At 67.8% G+C, this 15,083-nt stretch carries 17 protein-coding genes; 12 read left to right on the forward strand and 5 right to left on the reverse strand.

Annotated elements, in window-relative coordinates; translation table 11 throughout:
• Window positions 1–53 precede the first annotated feature (53 nt).
• From tldD to ACQY68_RS03815, 4 genes are all read right to left on the reverse strand, one after another.
• The gene (gene tldD / locus ACQY68_RS03800; protein ID WP_428151718.1) at window positions 54–1,484 is read right to left on the reverse strand and encodes a metalloprotease TldD; all 1,431 of its coding nucleotides are present in this window, start codon (window positions 1,482–1,484) and stop codon (window positions 54–56) included.
• Between the two features lie 214 nt (window positions 1,485–1,698).
• Window positions 1,699–2,568 (reverse strand): GIN domain-containing protein, encoded by an 870-nt coding sequence (locus tag ACQY68_RS03805; RefSeq protein ID WP_428151719.1) that lies wholly within the window; start codon window positions 2,566–2,568, stop codon window positions 1,699–1,701.
• The gene (locus tag ACQY68_RS03810) at window positions 2,565–3,152 is read right to left on the reverse strand and encodes a DUF1700 domain-containing protein (protein ID WP_428151720.1); all 588 of its coding nucleotides are present in this window, start codon (window positions 3,150–3,152) and stop codon (window positions 2,565–2,567) included. Before ACQY68_RS03810 ends, ACQY68_RS03805 begins: the two co-directional genes overlap by 4 nt.
• Window positions 3,149–3,505 carry a PadR family transcriptional regulator gene (locus ACQY68_RS03815; RefSeq protein ID WP_428151721.1) on the reverse strand — a complete coding sequence of 119 codons (357 nt, stop codon included), beginning with the start codon at window positions 3,503–3,505 and terminating at the stop codon, window positions 3,149–3,151. Before ACQY68_RS03815 ends, ACQY68_RS03810 begins: the two co-directional genes overlap by 4 nt.
• 369 nt (window positions 3,506–3,874) lie before the next feature.
• Between ACQY68_RS03815 and coxB the strand changes: the two genes are divergently transcribed.
• From coxB to ACQY68_RS03875, 12 genes are all read left to right on the forward strand, one after another.
• Entirely contained in the window at window positions 3,875–4,891 is a 1,017-nt protein-coding gene (gene coxB, locus ACQY68_RS03820; RefSeq protein WP_428151722.1) for a cytochrome c oxidase subunit II, read from the forward strand.
• A 19-nt stretch (window positions 4,892–4,910) separates the two neighbouring features.
• A complete protein-coding gene (ctaD, locus tag ACQY68_RS03825; protein WP_428151723.1) occupies window positions 4,911–6,602 on the forward strand; it encodes a cytochrome c oxidase subunit I in 1,692 nt (563 codons plus the stop codon).
• A gap of 65 nt (window positions 6,603–6,667) precedes the next feature.
• On the forward strand, window positions 6,668–7,630 hold the full coding sequence (gene cyoE, locus ACQY68_RS03830) for a heme o synthase (protein WP_428151724.1): 963 nt from the start codon (window positions 6,668–6,670) through the stop codon (window positions 7,628–7,630).
• Window positions 7,631–7,634: 4 nt separating this feature from the next.
• Complete coding sequence (locus ACQY68_RS03835) at window positions 7,635–7,841, forward strand: hypothetical protein (protein ID WP_428151725.1); 207 nt, start codon at window positions 7,635–7,637, stop codon at window positions 7,839–7,841.
• Entirely contained in the window at window positions 7,841–8,419 is a 579-nt protein-coding gene (locus ACQY68_RS03840) for a cytochrome c oxidase assembly protein (protein ID WP_428151726.1), read from the forward strand. Before ACQY68_RS03835 ends, ACQY68_RS03840 begins: the two co-directional genes overlap by 1 nt.
• 59 nt (window positions 8,420–8,478) lie before the next feature.
• A complete protein-coding gene (locus ACQY68_RS03845) occupies window positions 8,479–9,351 on the forward strand; it encodes a cytochrome c oxidase subunit 3 (RefSeq protein WP_428151727.1) in 873 nt (290 codons plus the stop codon).
• Between the two features lie 8 nt (window positions 9,352–9,359).
• Window positions 9,360–9,755 (forward strand): DUF983 domain-containing protein, encoded by a 396-nt coding sequence (locus tag ACQY68_RS03850; RefSeq protein WP_428151729.1) that lies wholly within the window; start codon window positions 9,360–9,362, stop codon window positions 9,753–9,755.
• Window positions 9,756–9,762: 7 nt separating this feature from the next.
• Window positions 9,763–10,455 (forward strand): SURF1 family protein, encoded by a 693-nt coding sequence (locus ACQY68_RS03855; protein ID WP_428151730.1) that lies wholly within the window; start codon window positions 9,763–9,765, stop codon window positions 10,453–10,455.
• 50 nt (window positions 10,456–10,505) lie between these two features.
• Window positions 10,506–11,717 (forward strand): M16 family metallopeptidase, encoded by a 1,212-nt coding sequence (locus tag ACQY68_RS03860; protein WP_428152581.1) that lies wholly within the window; start codon window positions 10,506–10,508, stop codon window positions 11,715–11,717.
• Between the two features lie 45 nt (window positions 11,718–11,762).
• Window positions 11,763–12,350, forward strand: a complete 588-nt coding sequence (locus tag ACQY68_RS03865) for a GNAT family N-acetyltransferase (RefSeq protein ID WP_428151732.1) — start codon at window positions 11,763–11,765, stop codon at window positions 12,348–12,350.
• Window positions 12,351–12,387: 37 nt separating this feature from the next.
• Window positions 12,388–14,034 carry a putative bifunctional diguanylate cyclase/phosphodiesterase gene (locus tag ACQY68_RS03870; RefSeq protein ID WP_428152582.1) on the forward strand — a complete coding sequence of 549 codons (1,647 nt, stop codon included), beginning with the start codon at window positions 12,388–12,390 and terminating at the stop codon, window positions 14,032–14,034.
• A complete protein-coding gene (locus ACQY68_RS03875; protein WP_428151733.1) occupies window positions 14,034–14,423 on the forward strand; it encodes a hypothetical protein in 390 nt (129 codons plus the stop codon). The genes ACQY68_RS03870 and ACQY68_RS03875 overlap by 1 nt, the downstream gene beginning before the upstream one ends.
• Here ACQY68_RS03875 and ACQY68_RS03880 read toward each other — a convergent pair.
• Window positions 14,420–14,989 (reverse strand): YqgE/AlgH family protein, encoded by a 570-nt coding sequence (locus tag ACQY68_RS03880; protein ID WP_428151734.1) that lies wholly within the window; start codon window positions 14,987–14,989, stop codon window positions 14,420–14,422. The two genes, ACQY68_RS03875 and ACQY68_RS03880, sit on opposite strands and share 4 nt — an antisense overlap.
• Window positions 14,990–15,083 lie beyond the last annotated feature (94 nt).

Consider the following 15,083-nt stretch of genomic DNA (forward strand, 5'->3'; position numbering starts at 1 on the left):
ATGTCAAAAACCTGAGCGGCGATCCTGGCAGGTCGCTGCGTCAGTTTCGGACGTCAGACCGCCGTGCCGCCGACGGTCAGGCCGCCGATCTTGAGCGAGGGCTGGCCGATCCCGACCGGGACGCCCTGGCCCGCCTTGCCGCAGACCCCGACCCCGGGGTCGAAGGCGAAGTCGTCGCCGATCATCGAGACATTGGTCAGGGCCGTGGCGCCGTCGCCAATCAAGGTCGCACCGCGCACCGGAGCGGTGATCCGGCCGTCCTCGATCAGATAGGCCTCGGTGCACTGGAAGACGAACTTGCCGTTGGTGATGTCGACCTGGCCGCCGCCGAAGTTCGCGGCATAGAGGCCACGTTTCGTCGAGGCGATCATGTCGGCCTGGTTGTCCTTGCCGCCTTCCATGAAGGTGTTGGTCATGCGGGGCATGGGCTGGTGGGCGAAGGACTGGCGCCGGCCGTTGCCGGTGGCGCGTTGGCCCAGCTGACGCGCCGAGAGGCGGTCGTTCATCAGCCCGACCATGATGCCGTCCTCGATCAGGACCGTGCGGGACGTCGGTGTGCCCTCGTCGTCGACGCTGAGCGAACCTCTGCGTCCCGCGATGGAGCCGTCGTCGACGATGGTGACGCCGGGGGCGGCGACGCGCTGGCCCATCATGCCGGTGAAGACGGAAGAGCCCTTGCGATGGAAGTCGCCCTCGAAGCCGTGACCGATGGCCTCATGCAGCAGGACGCCGGGCCAGCCGGCCGCGAGGACCACGTCCATCTCTCCGGCCGGGCAGTCGACGGCCTCAAGGTTGACCAGGGCGCCGCGCAGGGCCTCGTCCACCTGGGACTGCCAGCGGTCCGGCGCGATCCAGCTTTCGAAGCCGGCGCGGCCGCCGGCGCCCGAGGACATGGTCTCCCGGCGGCCGTCCTTCTCCACCGTAATGGAGACGTTGAGGCGGACCAGCGGGCGCACGTCGCGCACGGTCAGGGCGTCGGCGCGCAGGATCTCGATGGCGCGGCGCTCGCCGACGATGGAGGCCGAGACCTGCACCACACGCGGGTCGCGGGCGCGGGCCCAGGCGTCGATCTCCTGCAACAGGGCGATCTTGTCGGAGAAGGCGGGCGAGGCGAGGGGATCGACCGCGTCGTAGAGCTTCTGGTTGGTGGCGCGGGGACCTTCGGCGGTGACGCCGGCATGGCCGGACTTGGCGAGGGATGCGCTGTCCGCGGCGCGGCGGAGGGCGGCGGCGCTAATCTCGTTGGCGTGGGCGTAACCGGCCGTCTCTCCGGCGACGACGCGCAGGCCGAAGCCCTCGGTGGCGTCATAGGCGGCGGCCTTCAGACGGCCGTCGTCGAAGACGAGCGATTCGGACTCGGAGCGTTCGAGGAACAGTTCGCCGTCGTCGGCGCCGTGCAGCGCGCCCCGGAGGATCGACAGGGCTTCGTCGGGATCGACGCCCGAGGTTTCGAGCAGGGGCGGCGGGGGCGTGTGCAGGGTCATGCGGGGAAGATAGGGAGGCGGATGGCGATTGTCTTCTCCCTGACACCACGTCTCCTCCCCGTCCGGAGGATGGGGAGGTGGCTCGGAGCGCAGCGGAGAGACGGAGGGGTTCTTTCTGAGTGCACCAAGAACCCCTCCGTCAGTTCGCGAAGAGCTCACTGCCACCTCCCCATCCGCCAAGCGGCGAATGGGGAGGAAACTCTCGCCGGTCGCCTCAACGCACGGGTTCGGTCCTGCTGGTGCTGACCGAGACGCCGGGGCCCTGAGCGATCTCGCGGGTGGTCGTGACGGTCCGCTCCACGCTGGCGTAGTCCACCTCGCCGGAACCCGAGACCTGCTGGTTCACCGTCGCAGGACGTGTGGCCAGTTCCACGTCGCCCGAGCCGGCGATGGAGATGTCGGCCTTACCGGTCGGGGCGACGACGGCGTCCCCCGATCCGGCGATGGCGACGTTGGCGTCGGTGGCTGCGAGCGATCCGAGATCCGCGTCGCCCGAGCCGGAGATGTCGACCTCCAGAACCCGGGTGCGGCCCGTCGCAGAGACTTCGCCGGAGCCGGAGATATCGACGGCCAAGGTGTCCTGATCGTAGTCGCGCAGCATCAGGTTGGCCGAACCCTCCAGGTTGAAGGTGTTGATGTTCGGCGCGGTGACGACGATCCTGACCTCTTCGGAATGGACCCAGACGCCCCGGCCGCCGTTGCGACGGCCGAAGACGACGGTCTCGTGGTTGGGGCCGTCGCGATCGGCCCAGCTCAGGCGGCCGTCGACCAGCCGGACCCGTTCGACCAGTTCGGCCGGACCGGTGACGGTGACGCCGGGGGTATCGCCATGGACGTAGTCGACGTCGGCGGACAGATCGACGGTCAGGGTCTGGCCGCCGGTCCATTCGAGGGTCCGGGTCACGTCCGGGCCGCGCGTACCGTCGTCGCGTTCGAAGCGGACGGTGTCGCCATCCTTGTCATGGAAGGTCCACTCCCAGCCGTGGCGGGCCATGTCGCGCCCGCCGATGGCGAAGGCGCCGGCGAGGGAGGCGGTGGCCAGCACGAGGCCGGCGGCGGCGATGATGAGAAGGGTCCGGATCATGCGGGGTCTCCCACGACGGTGGTTTGAGGCTCGAGAGCAGGCTTGAGCAGGCGGTAGTGCAGACGGGCGAACCAGACGATGGCGTTGACCAGGCCGATGGTGACCACGGCCAGAAGGGCGCCGGCCGAGGTCGCGCCGGCCATCAGGCCGAGACCCGCCAGGATCGAGGCGCCGGCGCCGCCGGGCACGTCCAGGAACGGGCCGCCGACCATGATGCCGCCGCCGGTCACGAAGACCGCGATGACGGCGATGCCGACGCCGAACAGGGCTCCGATCACACCCATCAGGATGGGCAGGAGGATCAGGATGTCGATGGCGCCCAGGCCAAGCACCGCGAAGACGGCGGCCGCGGCTGCGGAGGGGTTCTTCTCCTGCTGCCAGCGCTGCGCTCCGGCCTCGGCGCGCAGTTCACGCGCCAGACGAGCGGGGTCGCCGAGGGCCGATGCCACCTCCGCCTCCGAGCGGCCGGCGGCCGCGCCGTCTTCGAAATGCGTCTCGTAGTCGGCGACGATCTCGGCGGCCACGGACATCGGCAGGCCCACGAGGCCCTGCCTGAGGCGACTGAGGAATTCCGAACGCGTCATGCTGCTTCTCCCGGAGCAGGCGCTGCGGGCGTGTCGTTGGCGACGATCGCATCCACGGCGCGGGTGAAATGGGTCCATTCGGCGGATTGGGCGGCGAGCGCATCGCGGCCGGCCGGGCTGAGCCGATAGTATTTGCGCGAAGGGCCCGACGACGATTCGACCAGATAGGTCTCGACCAGTCCGTCGGTCTGCATGCGGCGCATGAGCGGGTAGATGGTCCCTTCACCCATGTCGATCGCATCCGACAGGCGGCTGGCGATCTCGTAGGCATAGCTGTCGGCGCGGGCCAGGAGCGCCAGGACGCACAGTCCCAACACCCCCTTCTTCAGCTGAATCTCTATGGTTTCGGGCATGTCCGAACACCTCCTTTGATTCCCGGAGGCTATCGCAAGGTATCTTGCGGCGCAAGGTAGCTGTCCAAACATGACAGCGATTTAAGGAAGGGGGTGGAAGGTGGCTGGCGGCTCGTGGTTGGTGGCCCCGGCAGAGGGCTCTGGATCTGGCGGGAATGCAGGTCCTGAGGCTTTCCAGCCACCCGTCAGCCGTCACCAGCCACTTCTTTCCACCCCCGCGACGTCGAACCGCCCCCAGATCGCTTGGCAATCGCGAAACGAGCCGATATGGACCGGCGCTGAAACGCCGTGTCTCCAGAGAGCCCGGCCAAGTATTTGCGAGTGGATCGCAACTACTTGATGCAGATGACTTTGATGAGGATTTCTCGCATGGGACTGGGCACTCGAGCCCTGAGCAAGGCCGGTGGCGTTCTGGCCTCCGCATCGCTCGCCGTCTTCTTCGCCACACCGACGTGGGCGCAGGATCTGATGGGCCAGCCGACCCCGGGCGGGATCGGCCTGCAGCCGGCCGCCTCTCCGCTGAAGCACGAGGCGCACATCTTCCACGATGCGATCCTGATGCCGATCATCACCGCGATCTGCGTGCTGGTGCTGGGCCTGATCATCTGGATCGCGATCCGCTACAACGCCAAGTCCAATCCGGTGCCGGCGAAGTGGAGCCACAACACCCTGATCGAGATCATCTGGACGGTCCTGCCCGTCATGATCCTGGTCGGCATCTCGCTGTTCTCGTTCCGCCTGCTGTTCGCCTACCACGACATGCCGACGCCCGACCTGACGGTTAAGGCCACCGGCAACCAGTGGAACTGGGCCTATGAGTATCCGGACCAGGGCATCGCCGAATACATCTCGGCCATCCTGCCGGAAGACGAGGCCGAGGCCCAGGGCGTTCCCTATCGCCTGGCCGCCACGGATCCGATCGTGGTGCCGGTCGGCAAGACCGTCCGCGTTCTGGTGACGGCCGCCGACGTGATCCACGCCTTCGCCCTGCCGGCCTTCGGTCTGAAGACCGACGCCGTCCCGGGCCGGGTCAACGAAACCTGGTTCCGCGCCGAGCGCACGGGCATCTTCTACGGCCAGTGCTCGGAACTGTGCGGCGTCGACCATGCCTTCATGCCGATCCAGATCAATGTCGTGACCGAGGCCGAGTTCGCCGCCTGGGTCGCCTCCAAGGGCGGCTCCATGACGCCGAAGACGGCGGCCGAAGCTCCGGGCGGCACCACCGCCCAGGTCGCGGCCGGCACGACCGGCGCGACGACGGCGACCGACGCTGCGGCTCCGGCCGCGATCCCGACCGCCCAGACCGCAACCACGCCGACGGCTCCCGCCGCCGGAACCGCTCCCGCTGCGACGGCTCCCGCCGCCGCCGCCCCGGCCGCCCAGTAACCGCGAGCCAGAGACCGACATGGCCACCGACATCACCGCCGACACCCACGCAACCCACGGCTCCGGGCCGGGCCACGACGCCCACGCCGAGCACGACCACAAGCCGGGCTTCTTCACCCGCTGGTTCCTGTCGACCAATCACAAGGACATCGGCACGCTCTACCTGCTGTTCGCCATCATGGCGGGCCTGGTCGGCGGCTTCCTGTCCGGCCTGATTCGTCTGGAACTGGCCGAGCCGGGCATCCAGTATTTCGTCGAAGGCGGCCTGATCCAGCAGCTGGGCATCGTCGAAGCCTCGAAGCACGGCTACAACGTCACCGTCACCGCCCACGCCCTGATCATGATCTTCTTCATGGTCATGCCCGCCATGATCGGCGGCTTCGGCAACTGGTTCGTGCCGATCATGATCGGCGCGCCGGACATGGCCTTCCCGCGCATGAACAACATCTCCTTCTGGCTGCTGGTCGCGGCCTGGGTGCTGCTGTGCATGTCGATGTTCGTCGACGGCGGCCCGGGCAAGGGCTTTGGCGGCGGCTGGACCATCTATCCGCCCCTCTCGACCGTCGGCCACACCGGCCCGGCCATGGATCTGGCGATCTTCTCGCTGCACGTCGCGGGCGCCTCGTCGATCCTGGGCGCGATCAACTTCATCACGACCATCTTCAACATGCGCGCGCCGGGCATGACCCTGCACCGGATGCCGCTGTTCGCCTGGTCGGTGCTGATCACCGCATTCCTGCTGCTGCTGTCGCTGCCCGTTCTGGCCGGCGCTATCACCATGCTGCTGACGGACCGTAACTTCGGCACCCACTTCTTCGATCCCGCCGGCGGCGGCGACCCGGTCATGTTCCAGCACCTGTTCTGGTTCTTCGGTCACCCCGAGGTGTACATCCTGATCCTGCCAGGCTTCGGAATCATCTCGCACATCGTCTCGACCTTCTCGAAGAAGCCCGTGTTCGGCTATCTCGCCATGGCCTACGCCATGGTCGCCATCGGCTTCGTCGGCTTCATCGTGTGGGCGCACCACATGTACACGGTCGGCATGAGCGTGAACCTGCGCGCCTACTTCATCGCCGCGACCATGATCATCGCCGTGCCCACGGGCGTGAAGATCTTCAGCTGGATCGCGACGATGTGGGGCGGTTCGATCAGCTTCAAGACGCCCATGCTGTGGGCGATCGGCTTCATCTTCCTGTTCACCGTCGGCGGCGTGACCGGCGTGGTCCTGTCCAACGCGGGCATCGATTACAGCCTGCACGACACCTATTACGTGGTGGCCCACTTCCACTACGTGCTGTCGCTGGGCGCCGTGTTCGCGATCTTCGCCGGCTTCTACTACTGGTTCGAGAAGATGTTCGGCGTGAAGTACAACGAGTTCCTCGGCGCGACCCATTTCTGGATCATGTTCGTGGGCGTGAACATCGTGTTCTTCCCGCAGCACTTCCTAGGTCTGCAGGGCATGCCGCGTCGCTACATCGACTACCCGGAAGCCTACTCGCTGTGGAACCACGTCTCCTCGATCGGTTACGCGATCACGGTCGTCGGCGTCGGCGTCTTCCTGATCATGCTGCTGGAAGCCGCCATCCGTCGTCGTCCGGGCGTCGCCAACCCTTGGGGTGAAGGCGCCACGACCCTGGAGTGGACCCTGTCCTCGCCCCCGCCCCACCACCAGTTCAACGAACTGCCGGTGGTCAAGGACGACAGCCACTAAGCCTTTCCTGTCCGTGTTAGGATGAGGGCCGCCTTCCGACCCCGGGAGGCGGCCCCTCTCATTTGATGACCCAAGCTGAACTGCACGCCCCGTCGACCACCCAGCCGGAAGACTTCTTCCAGCTGCTGAAGCCGCGCGTCATGTCGCTGGTGGTGTTCACCGCCGCGACCGGACTGGTCGTCGCGCCTGGATCGATCAATCCGCTGGTCGCCGCCATCGCCATCCTGTGCATCGCCGTCGGCGCGGGCGCGGCGGGCGCCCTGAACATGGCTATCGAGGGCGAGACCGACGCCCTGATGCGTCGCACGCGGGGTCGCCCGGTCGCGGCGGGGCGTCTGAAGCGCAACGACGCCATCGCCTTCGGCATCGTCCTGTCGGTCTTCTCGGTCATGCTGCTGGGCATGAACACCAACTGGTTCGCGGCCGGTCTGCTGGCCATGACCATCGTCTACTATGCCGTCTTCTACACCATGCTGCTGAAGCGTCGGACGCCCCAGAACATCGTCATCGGCGGCGCCGCCGGGGCCTTCCCGCCCGTGATCGGCTGGGCCGCCGCGACGGGCTCGGCCCCGTGGCAGGCCTGGCTGCTGTTCGCGATCATCTTCCTGTGGACCCCGCCGCACAGCTGGGCCCTGGCCCTCTATTCGGCCGGCGACTACGCCAAGGCGGGCATCCCGATGATGCCGGTGGCGCGGGGCGCGAAATCGACCCGGCTGCAGATCCTGATCTACAGCCTGATCTTCGTGCCGGTCGCCGTCGCGCCGGGCTTCGTCGGCATGGGCGGGATCCTCTACAAGGTCGTCTCGATCGTCGGAGGGCTCGGCTTCCTGGCCCTGGCCGCGCGGCTTTGGCGCTCGCGGGCCGGGGATGCGCCCGACAAGGCCGAGGCCGTGGGTCGAGAGGCCGCATTGTATGACGTCCGCGCGGAGGCCAAACCGGCGCGGAACCTGTTCGCCTTCTCGATCCTGTATCTCATGGCGCTGTTCGCGGCCCTTCTGGTCGAGAGCTTCGTCGTCTCCGGAACCTGAGCCCATGCCCGTCTATCTGACGCCAGAACAACTCGCCGCCCGCAACAAGCGCAGCCTGTGGATCGCCCTGGGTCTGGTGGCCTTCATCGTGCTGATCTTCACCACGACCTTCCTGCGCATGCAGGCGAACCTGACGGCCCGCACGGCCCAGGACCGCGCGATGGCGACCGCGCCCGCCCAACCCGCACCGATGACCGAAGCCTCCAACTGATGGCTGCCCCCCGGTCCGCAAAACTGATCGCCCTGCTGTGCGCCGGGCTGGTCGTCACCATGACCGGCGCGGCCTTCGCGGCGGTGCCCCTGTACCGGATGTTCTGTCAGGTCACGGGCTTCAACGGCACGACGATGAAGGCCGACAAGGCTCCGACCGAGACCCTGGACCGGGAAGTGGTCATCCGCTTCGACACCAACGTTCGGGGCCTGCCCATGGTGTTCAAGGCCGAGCAGGTCACCCAGCGGGTCAAGATCGGCGAGACCGGCATCGCCTATTTCGATGTGACCAACACCTCGGACAAGCCGATCCTGGCGCGCGCCAGCTATAACGTCGTGCCGGAGCAGACCGGGGCCTATTTCCAGAAGCTGCAGTGCTTCTGCTTCGACGATCAGACCATCGCGGCCGGGGAGACGAAACAGTTCCCGATGCAGTATTTCATCGCACCCGAGATGGTCGACGACCGCGAGGTCGCGGGCGTCAACGAAATCACCCTGAGCTACACATTCTACCCGGTGAGCGACGACAACGGGTCGTCAAATCAGAACGCCTCCCGCGGGGGCACTGGCGCGGGCTGAACACCGACGCTATAGCCCGTTCAAACTCTTCTTCTCTCGCCGATTCAGAGATCCGACGCATGGCCCACGCCGCTCCGCATCACGACTATCACCTGGTCGATCCCAGCCCCTATCCGCTGGTGGCGTCCATCGCCACGACCGTGATGATGGTCGGCGCCGTGACCTGGATGAAGGGCCTCTTCGGCCTGCCGGAAGGCACGTCGTGGCTGTTCTTCGCCGGTCTGGCCGGCGTGCTGTATTCGGCCTTCGGCTGGTGGTCGGACGTCATCAAGGAAAGCCGCAAGGGCGATCACACCCCGGTCGTCTCGATCGGCCTGCGCTACGGCATGGTGCTGTTCATCGCGTCGGAAGTGATGTTCTTCGCCGCCTTCTTCTGGATCTTCTTCGAGATGGCGGTCTTCAACGAGGCTCGCGCCCACATCCCGGAAATCGGCAACTGGACCGACACCGCCGCCGCCTGGTCGACCTGGCCGCCGAAGGGCGTCGAGGTTCTGGATCCGTGGCAACTGCCGCTGCTGAACACCGTCATCCTGCTGCTGTCGGGCACGACCGTGACCTGGGCGCACCATGCCCTTCAGGTCGGCGACCGCAAGGGCGCCAAGCTGGGCCTGATCATCACCGTGGCCCTGGGCGTGCTGTTCACGTCCGTGCAGGCCTACGAGTACCACCACATCATCCACGAGAACCTGTTCTTCAACGAGGAAGCCGCCAACTCGGGCCTGTACGGTTCGATCTTCTTCATGGCGACGGGCTTCCACGGCTTCCACGTCCTGCTGGGCACCATCTTCCTGGCCGTCTGCCTGCTGCGCCTGCTGGCCGGCCAGATGACGCCGCAGAAGCATTTCGGCTTCGAGGCCGCCGCCTGGTACTGGCACTTCGTGGACGTGGTCTGGCTGTTCCTGTTCGCCTTCGTCTATGTGACGTTCGGCTAAGGACGGCGTTGGACAGCGGTCCGCTCCAACCTGACAATCATGCGCCGGCGCGGATCGACCCGATCCGCGCCGGTTTGCTTTGCCGCTGTCCGAACTGCGGCAAGGGTCCGCTGTTCTCCGGCTTTCTGAAGGTCGTCGATCGCTGCGCCGTCTGCGGCTTCGACTTCACCCGGCTGAATACCGGCGATGGGGCCGCCATCTTCATCATGCAGATCGCCGGCGGTCTGGTGGTGTTCGGGGCGCTGTTCGTCCAGGTCGCCTACGAGCCCCCGATCTGGGCCATGCTGGTCGTCGCCCTGCCGCTGGTCGTCGGACTGTCTCTGGGGCTGATGCGGCCGGGCAAGGGGGTGATGATCGCCCTGCAGATGCGAAACCGGGCCGGACAGGCGCGTACAGATGACTGAGCCGAAGATGCGTTTCCCCCTCCTGCTGACCCTGTTCGTCGCGGCCTGTCTGGTGGTCCTGTGCGGTCTCGGGACCTGGCAGGTGCAGCGGATGGGCTGGAAGGAAGGCCTGATCGCCCAGGCCGAGGCCGCCGCCCGACTGCCGCCCGCGCCGCTTTCCGACGTTCTGACCGCCGCCAATCCTGAGTTCAGGAAGGCGCTGGTCGTGTGTCGCGGCCTGCCGACGGCGCCTTACGTCGAGTTGCAGTCGATCCATGACGGCCAGCCGGGCAGCCGGCTCATCTCCACCTGTGTGCCCGAGGGGATGAACGAGACCTTCCTCGTCGATCGCGGCTTCCTCGCCGACAGCATCTTGGCGCGGCCGCGCGTGCTGCCATCGACCCTGCCCCTCGCCATGGTCGTCGAACTGAGGCGGTCGCCGCCTCCCGGAGGCATGACCCCTGCGCCGGAGAACGGCCGCTTCTACGGGCGGGACAATGCCGCCATCGCCGCACAACTGGGCGCCCGGAGCCCGTCGGAGTTCACCCTGTTCGCCGTGACCTCGCCCAACCCGGAGCTGGGCGCGCTGGTCGCCTCGGCCCCGCCGGCGGCCTTTTCGAACAATCACTTCGGCTACGCCCTGACCTGGTACGGACTGGCGCTGGCCCTCGTGGGTTTCTATGTGGCCGTGCTCTTCCGACGCAGAAAGCCCATCCCCTGACCGCAACCTTGCACACCCTGTCCAACGGCGTCCGCGTCGTCTGCGATCCCATGCCCGGCCTGCGCACCCTGGCCCTGACCGTCGCGGTGAAGGGCGGAGCGAGATGGGAGACCGAAGCGCGCTCCGGCTGGTCCCATCTTCTCGAACATCTGGTGTTCAAGGGCGCCGGCGACATGGGCGCGCGCGACATCGTCGAGCGGATCGAGGCCGAGGGCGGGTCGATCAACGCCGCCACCGGCTACGAGCGGACCAGCTATGAGATCCGGGCCCTGGACGGATCGCTGGGGCTGGCCATGCAGATCGTCTCGGATCTCGTCTTCCGCCCGACGCTCGACGCCGCCGAGATCGAGCGGGAGAAGGACGTGGTGGCGCAGGAGATCGCCGAGGCGTTCGACACGCCCGATGACCATGTGTTCGAGATGGCCCAGACCCAGGCCTTCGCCGGTCAGCCTCTGGGGCGGCCGATCCTGGGCTCGATCGCCAGTCTGAAGCCGGTTGATCGCACCACCATCGGCGACTGGCGTGCGCGGTTGTATTCGCCCGACCGGATGGTGGTGGCGGTGTCGGGCGCGGTGGACGAGGCCGAACTGCTGGCCCTGGCCGAGCGCTGGTTCGGCGACGCCGTGGCCAGGCCCGCCGATGCGCCGGAGCCGGCGTCGTTCGTCGGCGGCTCGGCGGCCCTGACGCGCAAGATCGAACAGGCCAATCTGGTGTTCCAGCTGCCGTCGCTGGCGGCCGGGGATACGGGCATTCCGGCGCTGCGGCTATTCACCGAGATTCTCGGCGGAGGGATGGCGTCGCGGCTGTTCCAGAGCGCGCGCGAGGAGAGGGGGCTGGCCTATGCCATCGACGCCTATCAGGAACCCTATGAGGACGGCGGGGTGCTGGGAATCTATGCGGGCGCCGCGGCGGACCGGGCGGTCGAACTGGCTCAGGTTTGCGCCGACGAGATCCGCGACCTGACGCTCAAGGGGCCGACCGACGCCGAACTGTCGCGCGCCAAGGCCGTGCTCAAGGGCGGTCTGTGGATGTCGGACGAGAGCCCGGCCAGCCGCGCGGGCCGCAACGCGGCCCAGACCCTGATGTTCGGCGCGCCGGTGCCGTCGGACGACACGGCGGCGCGGATGGAGGCGGCGACGGCGGGGGACCTGAAGGCGGTCGGCGAGCGGATCCTGTCGTCCGGCAAGGCCGCGACGGCGGTGCTGGGGCCGAAGGCGGCGGCGCCGGCGGGACGAGCGTTCGTGGAGCGGGTGGCCACCTGACCCTCTCCCTCTGGGAGAGGGAGGAATGATGCGCTATTCTTCCTTATGGCCCTGCTGGACTGGATGACGGATGCGACCGGTCCCGTGGTCGAGGGGGCCGGCGTGCTGCTGCGGCCGCCGCGGACCGGCGACTATTCGGCATGGGCCGATCTCCGGGAACATTCGCGGGACTATCTCCAGCCCTGGGAGCCGTCCTGGCCCGACGATGACCTGACCCGGGCGGCCTATCGGCGCAGGCTGGGGGTCTATGCGCGCGAGATGGAGCTGGGCCACGCCTGGCCCTTCTTCGTGTTCGACGCGCACGGGCGGACCCTGATGGGCGCCATCACCCTGTCGAACGTGCGACGTGGCGTCGCGGAGACCGGAACGCTCGGCTACTGGGTCGGTCAGCCGTTCGCCGGCCGGGGCGTGGCGACCGCCGCCGTGCGGGCCATGACGGGGTTCGCTTTCCGCTCGGCGCGGCTGCATCGGCTGGAGGCGTCGTGCCTGCCGACCAACTTCGGATCGCGGCGGGTGCTGGAAAAAGCCGGGTTCGTGAAAGAGGGCGAGGCGCGGGCTTATCTGAAAATTAACGGCGCATGGGCAGATCATGTTCTGTTCGGCCTCGTGGCGGACGACGTCGCCGTGTCCTGAAGGAACGCCTGCACCCGTGACCCCGCGACCACGCACCATGACCTGGGACGCGACCACGGCCATCGAGGCGCTGGCCGCCGCCGATTCCGCCCTGTGGATCTGGACCCCGGGCGATGATCAGATCCGCTTCACCGGCGCGACCCGGTCGCTGGGCCTGGGTCCTCTGGCTCCGGAGTGTTCGGGCGCCGCCTTCATCGCCCTGGCTCTGCCGCAAGACCGCTCGCTGGCCGAACGCATCCTGAAACCCGCCGCCGAGGGGACCGAGGTCGCCGTTCGCCTGCGCATGCGCGGGGCCGAGACATGCCTGTGGCGCGGCGTCTGGCTCGAGGACGGTCTGCGCGCCGCCGGGATGGTTGCGCTGGAGACCAGGATCGCCGGGTCCGACAAGGATCTGCTGACCGGTCTGCTGGACCGCAAGAGCTTCCTCGGACGCGCCGCTGAGACCCTGACCGCGCCCGGCGAATACGACATGGTCGTCGCCGACATCGACCGCCTGCGTCGGCTGAACGAGGCCCTGGGCCACGAGCGCACCGACATGGTGATCTCGGCGCTCGGCTCGCGCATGGCTGCCGCCTTCTCGTTCGACGCCAACCCCGCCCGCATCGGCGAGGACGAGTTCGCGGTGCTGGTGCCGCGCGGCGTCGGCAATGCCGCCGATCGCCTCAGGGACGCGCTGGAACAGCCGCTGCGGGTCGCGGGCTTCGACATCTATCCGACCGTCTCGATCGGCTCGGTGACCTTCGAGGGCGGGCCGGACGCGCCGGACGCGGCCGAACTGCTGCGCCGGGTCGAACTGGCCGTCGGCGCCGCCAAAAAGGCCGGGCGCGGCGGGGCCGCCGCCTATGGCCGTGCCATGGAGTCTGACAGCCTGTCGCGGCTGGCGCTCGAGGCGGACCTGCGCAACGCCTTCGTGCGCGGCGAGATCGAGCCCTTCTTCCAGCCGATCGTGAATCTGAACACCGGCGCCGTGGCCGGGTTCGAGGCCTTGGCCCGCTGGCGTCACCCCAAGCGCGGCCTGGTGCCGCCGGACGAGTTCCTGGGCCTGACCGACGAGATGGGCCTGATGAATGATCTGGGCCTGATGATGATGACCCAGTCGGCGCGTCAGCTGGCGGAGTGGCTGCAGCGCCACCCCTCGGCCGGCAAGCTGTTCTGCAGCGTCAACCTGTCGGTCGGCGAAATCGAGCGGCCGAACCTGATCGAGGACGTGGCCCGGGTCATTCAGGAGACCGGCCTGCCCAAGGGCGCGCTGAAGCTGGAGGTCACCGAGGGCGACATCATGCGGGACACGGCGTCGGCCGCGATCATCCTGCAGAAGCTGAAGGACGTCGGGGCGTCTCTGGCGCTGGACGACTTCGGCACGGGCTTCTCGTCGCTGTCGTATCTGGCGCGCCTGCCGTTCGATACGCTGAAGATCGACCGCTATTTCGTGCTGACCATGGACAAGGACGAGGGCTCGGCGAAGATCGTGAAGTCTGTCGTCAACCTGGGTCGCGACCTGAACCTCGAAGTCGTGGCCGAAGGCGTGGAGAACGCCGGACTGGCGGCCCTGCTGCTCGACGCCAGCTGCCACTACGGCCAGGGCTTCGGCTATGCGCCGGCCTTGCCCGCGCAGGAGGCCGAGGTCTATCTCAACGAAAGCCTGTCCGACGGCGTCGCGCCGCTGAAGGCCCGCTCGGCCTGATGCCGCCGAAGTTCGACGGCCGCCGGTTCTGCCTGGCGGCGGTTCTGGTGCTGGCGATGATTGCGTCGCTGATCTGGTTCAACATCCAGACGTCAAGGCGTTACGCGGTCGAGGCGGTGCGCGAGGCTTTGGGCCCCGATGCGCCGGCGTTCGTCCTCGACGGCAGGCGCGACTTCCTCAGGCCGGGCCTGGGTCTCAAGTATAATAATCTATGGTGCGGGACCTTCACCTCGGGGCCGTCGCATCGGTTCGCGGTGCTGGTGCGGCAGCCGGGCGGACGTCGTTACGGGCAGCCCAATGTGCTGGGCATGGCGATCAGCCCATCCGCAGGTTCGCAGACCGAGGACCAGTCGGCGATGCTGGATGCCTGTGTCGGGGTGCGGCGCTAGGCCCGGCCCGACTGTCCCGACAGCATGGCCGCATCGACGCCGAGGCCGGCGAGAGCGCGGGCCCATTTGGTGCCGAAGTTCGTGTCGAACAGCAGGTCCAGATCGGCGTCGGCGGTCAGCCAGACGTTCTCGCCGAGTTCCTCCTCCAGCTGGCCGTCGCCCCAGCCGGCGTAGCCGAGCATCAGGGTCGAGCGGCGCGGGCCCGACAGGGGGTCGGTCATGGCGGCGAGGGCCTCGCGCGTCCCGGTCAGGGCCAGACCGTCGCCGAAGGGCGTGGAGGTGTCATCGACCATCCAGTCGTCGGTGTGCAGCACGAAGCCGCGTTCCTTCTCCACCGGACCGCCGACCATGACCGGGCGGCCCTTCGAGGCGTCGGGGGCGTTGACGGACAGTTTGGTCAGGACGGCCTTGAGATCGACCCCGGGCGCCGGGCGATCGACGCGCACGCCCATCGCATGGTCGGGCCCGTGGGCGCAGACCAGGATCACGGCATGTTCGAAGCGCGGATCGCCGATGCCGGGCATGGCCACCAGCAGCCGGCCCGCGAGGGATTGAAATTCGTCCATGACTGAATGATCGGTGCGACCGGTCCATTTCGCAAGGCGGCGTCGGATCACGTTCGCGCTTGGCGCGGACGACGGGGCCGCCTATCTGACGACG

The sequence above is a fragment of the Brevundimonas sp. genome (assembly GCF_965278935.1).
Classification (GTDB): Bacteria; Pseudomonadota; Alphaproteobacteria; order Caulobacterales; family Caulobacteraceae; genus Brevundimonas.

Coding starts and splice junctions, on each gene's coding strand:
- ACQY68_RS03855 (WP_428151730.1), top strand. CDS start 9,763: ATGCGTTTCCCCCTCCTGCTGACCCTGTTCGTCGCGGCCTGTCTGGTG.
- cyoE (WP_428151724.1), top strand. CDS start 6,668: ATGACCCAAGCTGAACTGCACGCCCCGTCGACCACCCAGCCGGAAGAC.
- ACQY68_RS03805 (WP_428151719.1), bottom strand. CDS start 2,568: ATGATCCGGACCCTTCTCATCATCGCCGCCGCCGGCCTCGTGCTGGCC.
- ctaD (WP_428151723.1), top strand. CDS start 4,911: ATGGCCACCGACATCACCGCCGACACCCACGCAACCCACGGCTCCGGG.
- ACQY68_RS03835 (WP_428151725.1), top strand. CDS start 7,635: ATGCCCGTCTATCTGACGCCAGAACAACTCGCCGCCCGCAACAAGCGC.
- tldD (WP_428151718.1), bottom strand. CDS start 1,484: ATGACCCTGCACACGCCCCCGCCGCCCCTGCTCGAAACCTCGGGCGTC.
- ACQY68_RS03840 (WP_428151726.1), top strand. CDS start 7,841: ATGGCTGCCCCCCGGTCCGCAAAACTGATCGCCCTGCTGTGCGCCGGG.
- coxB (WP_428151722.1), top strand. CDS start 3,875: ATGGGACTGGGCACTCGAGCCCTGAGCAAGGCCGGTGGCGTTCTGGCC.
- ACQY68_RS03880 (WP_428151734.1), bottom strand. CDS start 14,989: ATGGACGAATTTCAATCCCTCGCGGGCCGGCTGCTGGTGGCCATGCCC.
- ACQY68_RS03875 (WP_428151733.1), top strand. CDS start 14,034: ATGCCGCCGAAGTTCGACGGCCGCCGGTTCTGCCTGGCGGCGGTTCTG.
- ACQY68_RS03860 (WP_428152581.1), top strand. CDS start 10,506: ATGCCCGGCCTGCGCACCCTGGCCCTGACCGTCGCGGTGAAGGGCGGA.
- ACQY68_RS03810 (WP_428151720.1), bottom strand. CDS start 3,152: ATGACGCGTTCGGAATTCCTCAGTCGCCTCAGGCAGGGCCTCGTGGGC.
- ACQY68_RS03815 (WP_428151721.1), bottom strand. CDS start 3,505: ATGCCCGAAACCATAGAGATTCAGCTGAAGAAGGGGGTGTTGGGACTG.
- ACQY68_RS03845 (WP_428151727.1), top strand. CDS start 8,479: ATGGCCCACGCCGCTCCGCATCACGACTATCACCTGGTCGATCCCAGC.
- ACQY68_RS03865 (WP_428151732.1), top strand. CDS start 11,763: ATGGCCCTGCTGGACTGGATGACGGATGCGACCGGTCCCGTGGTCGAG.
- ACQY68_RS03870 (WP_428152582.1), top strand. CDS start 12,388: ATGACCTGGGACGCGACCACGGCCATCGAGGCGCTGGCCGCCGCCGAT.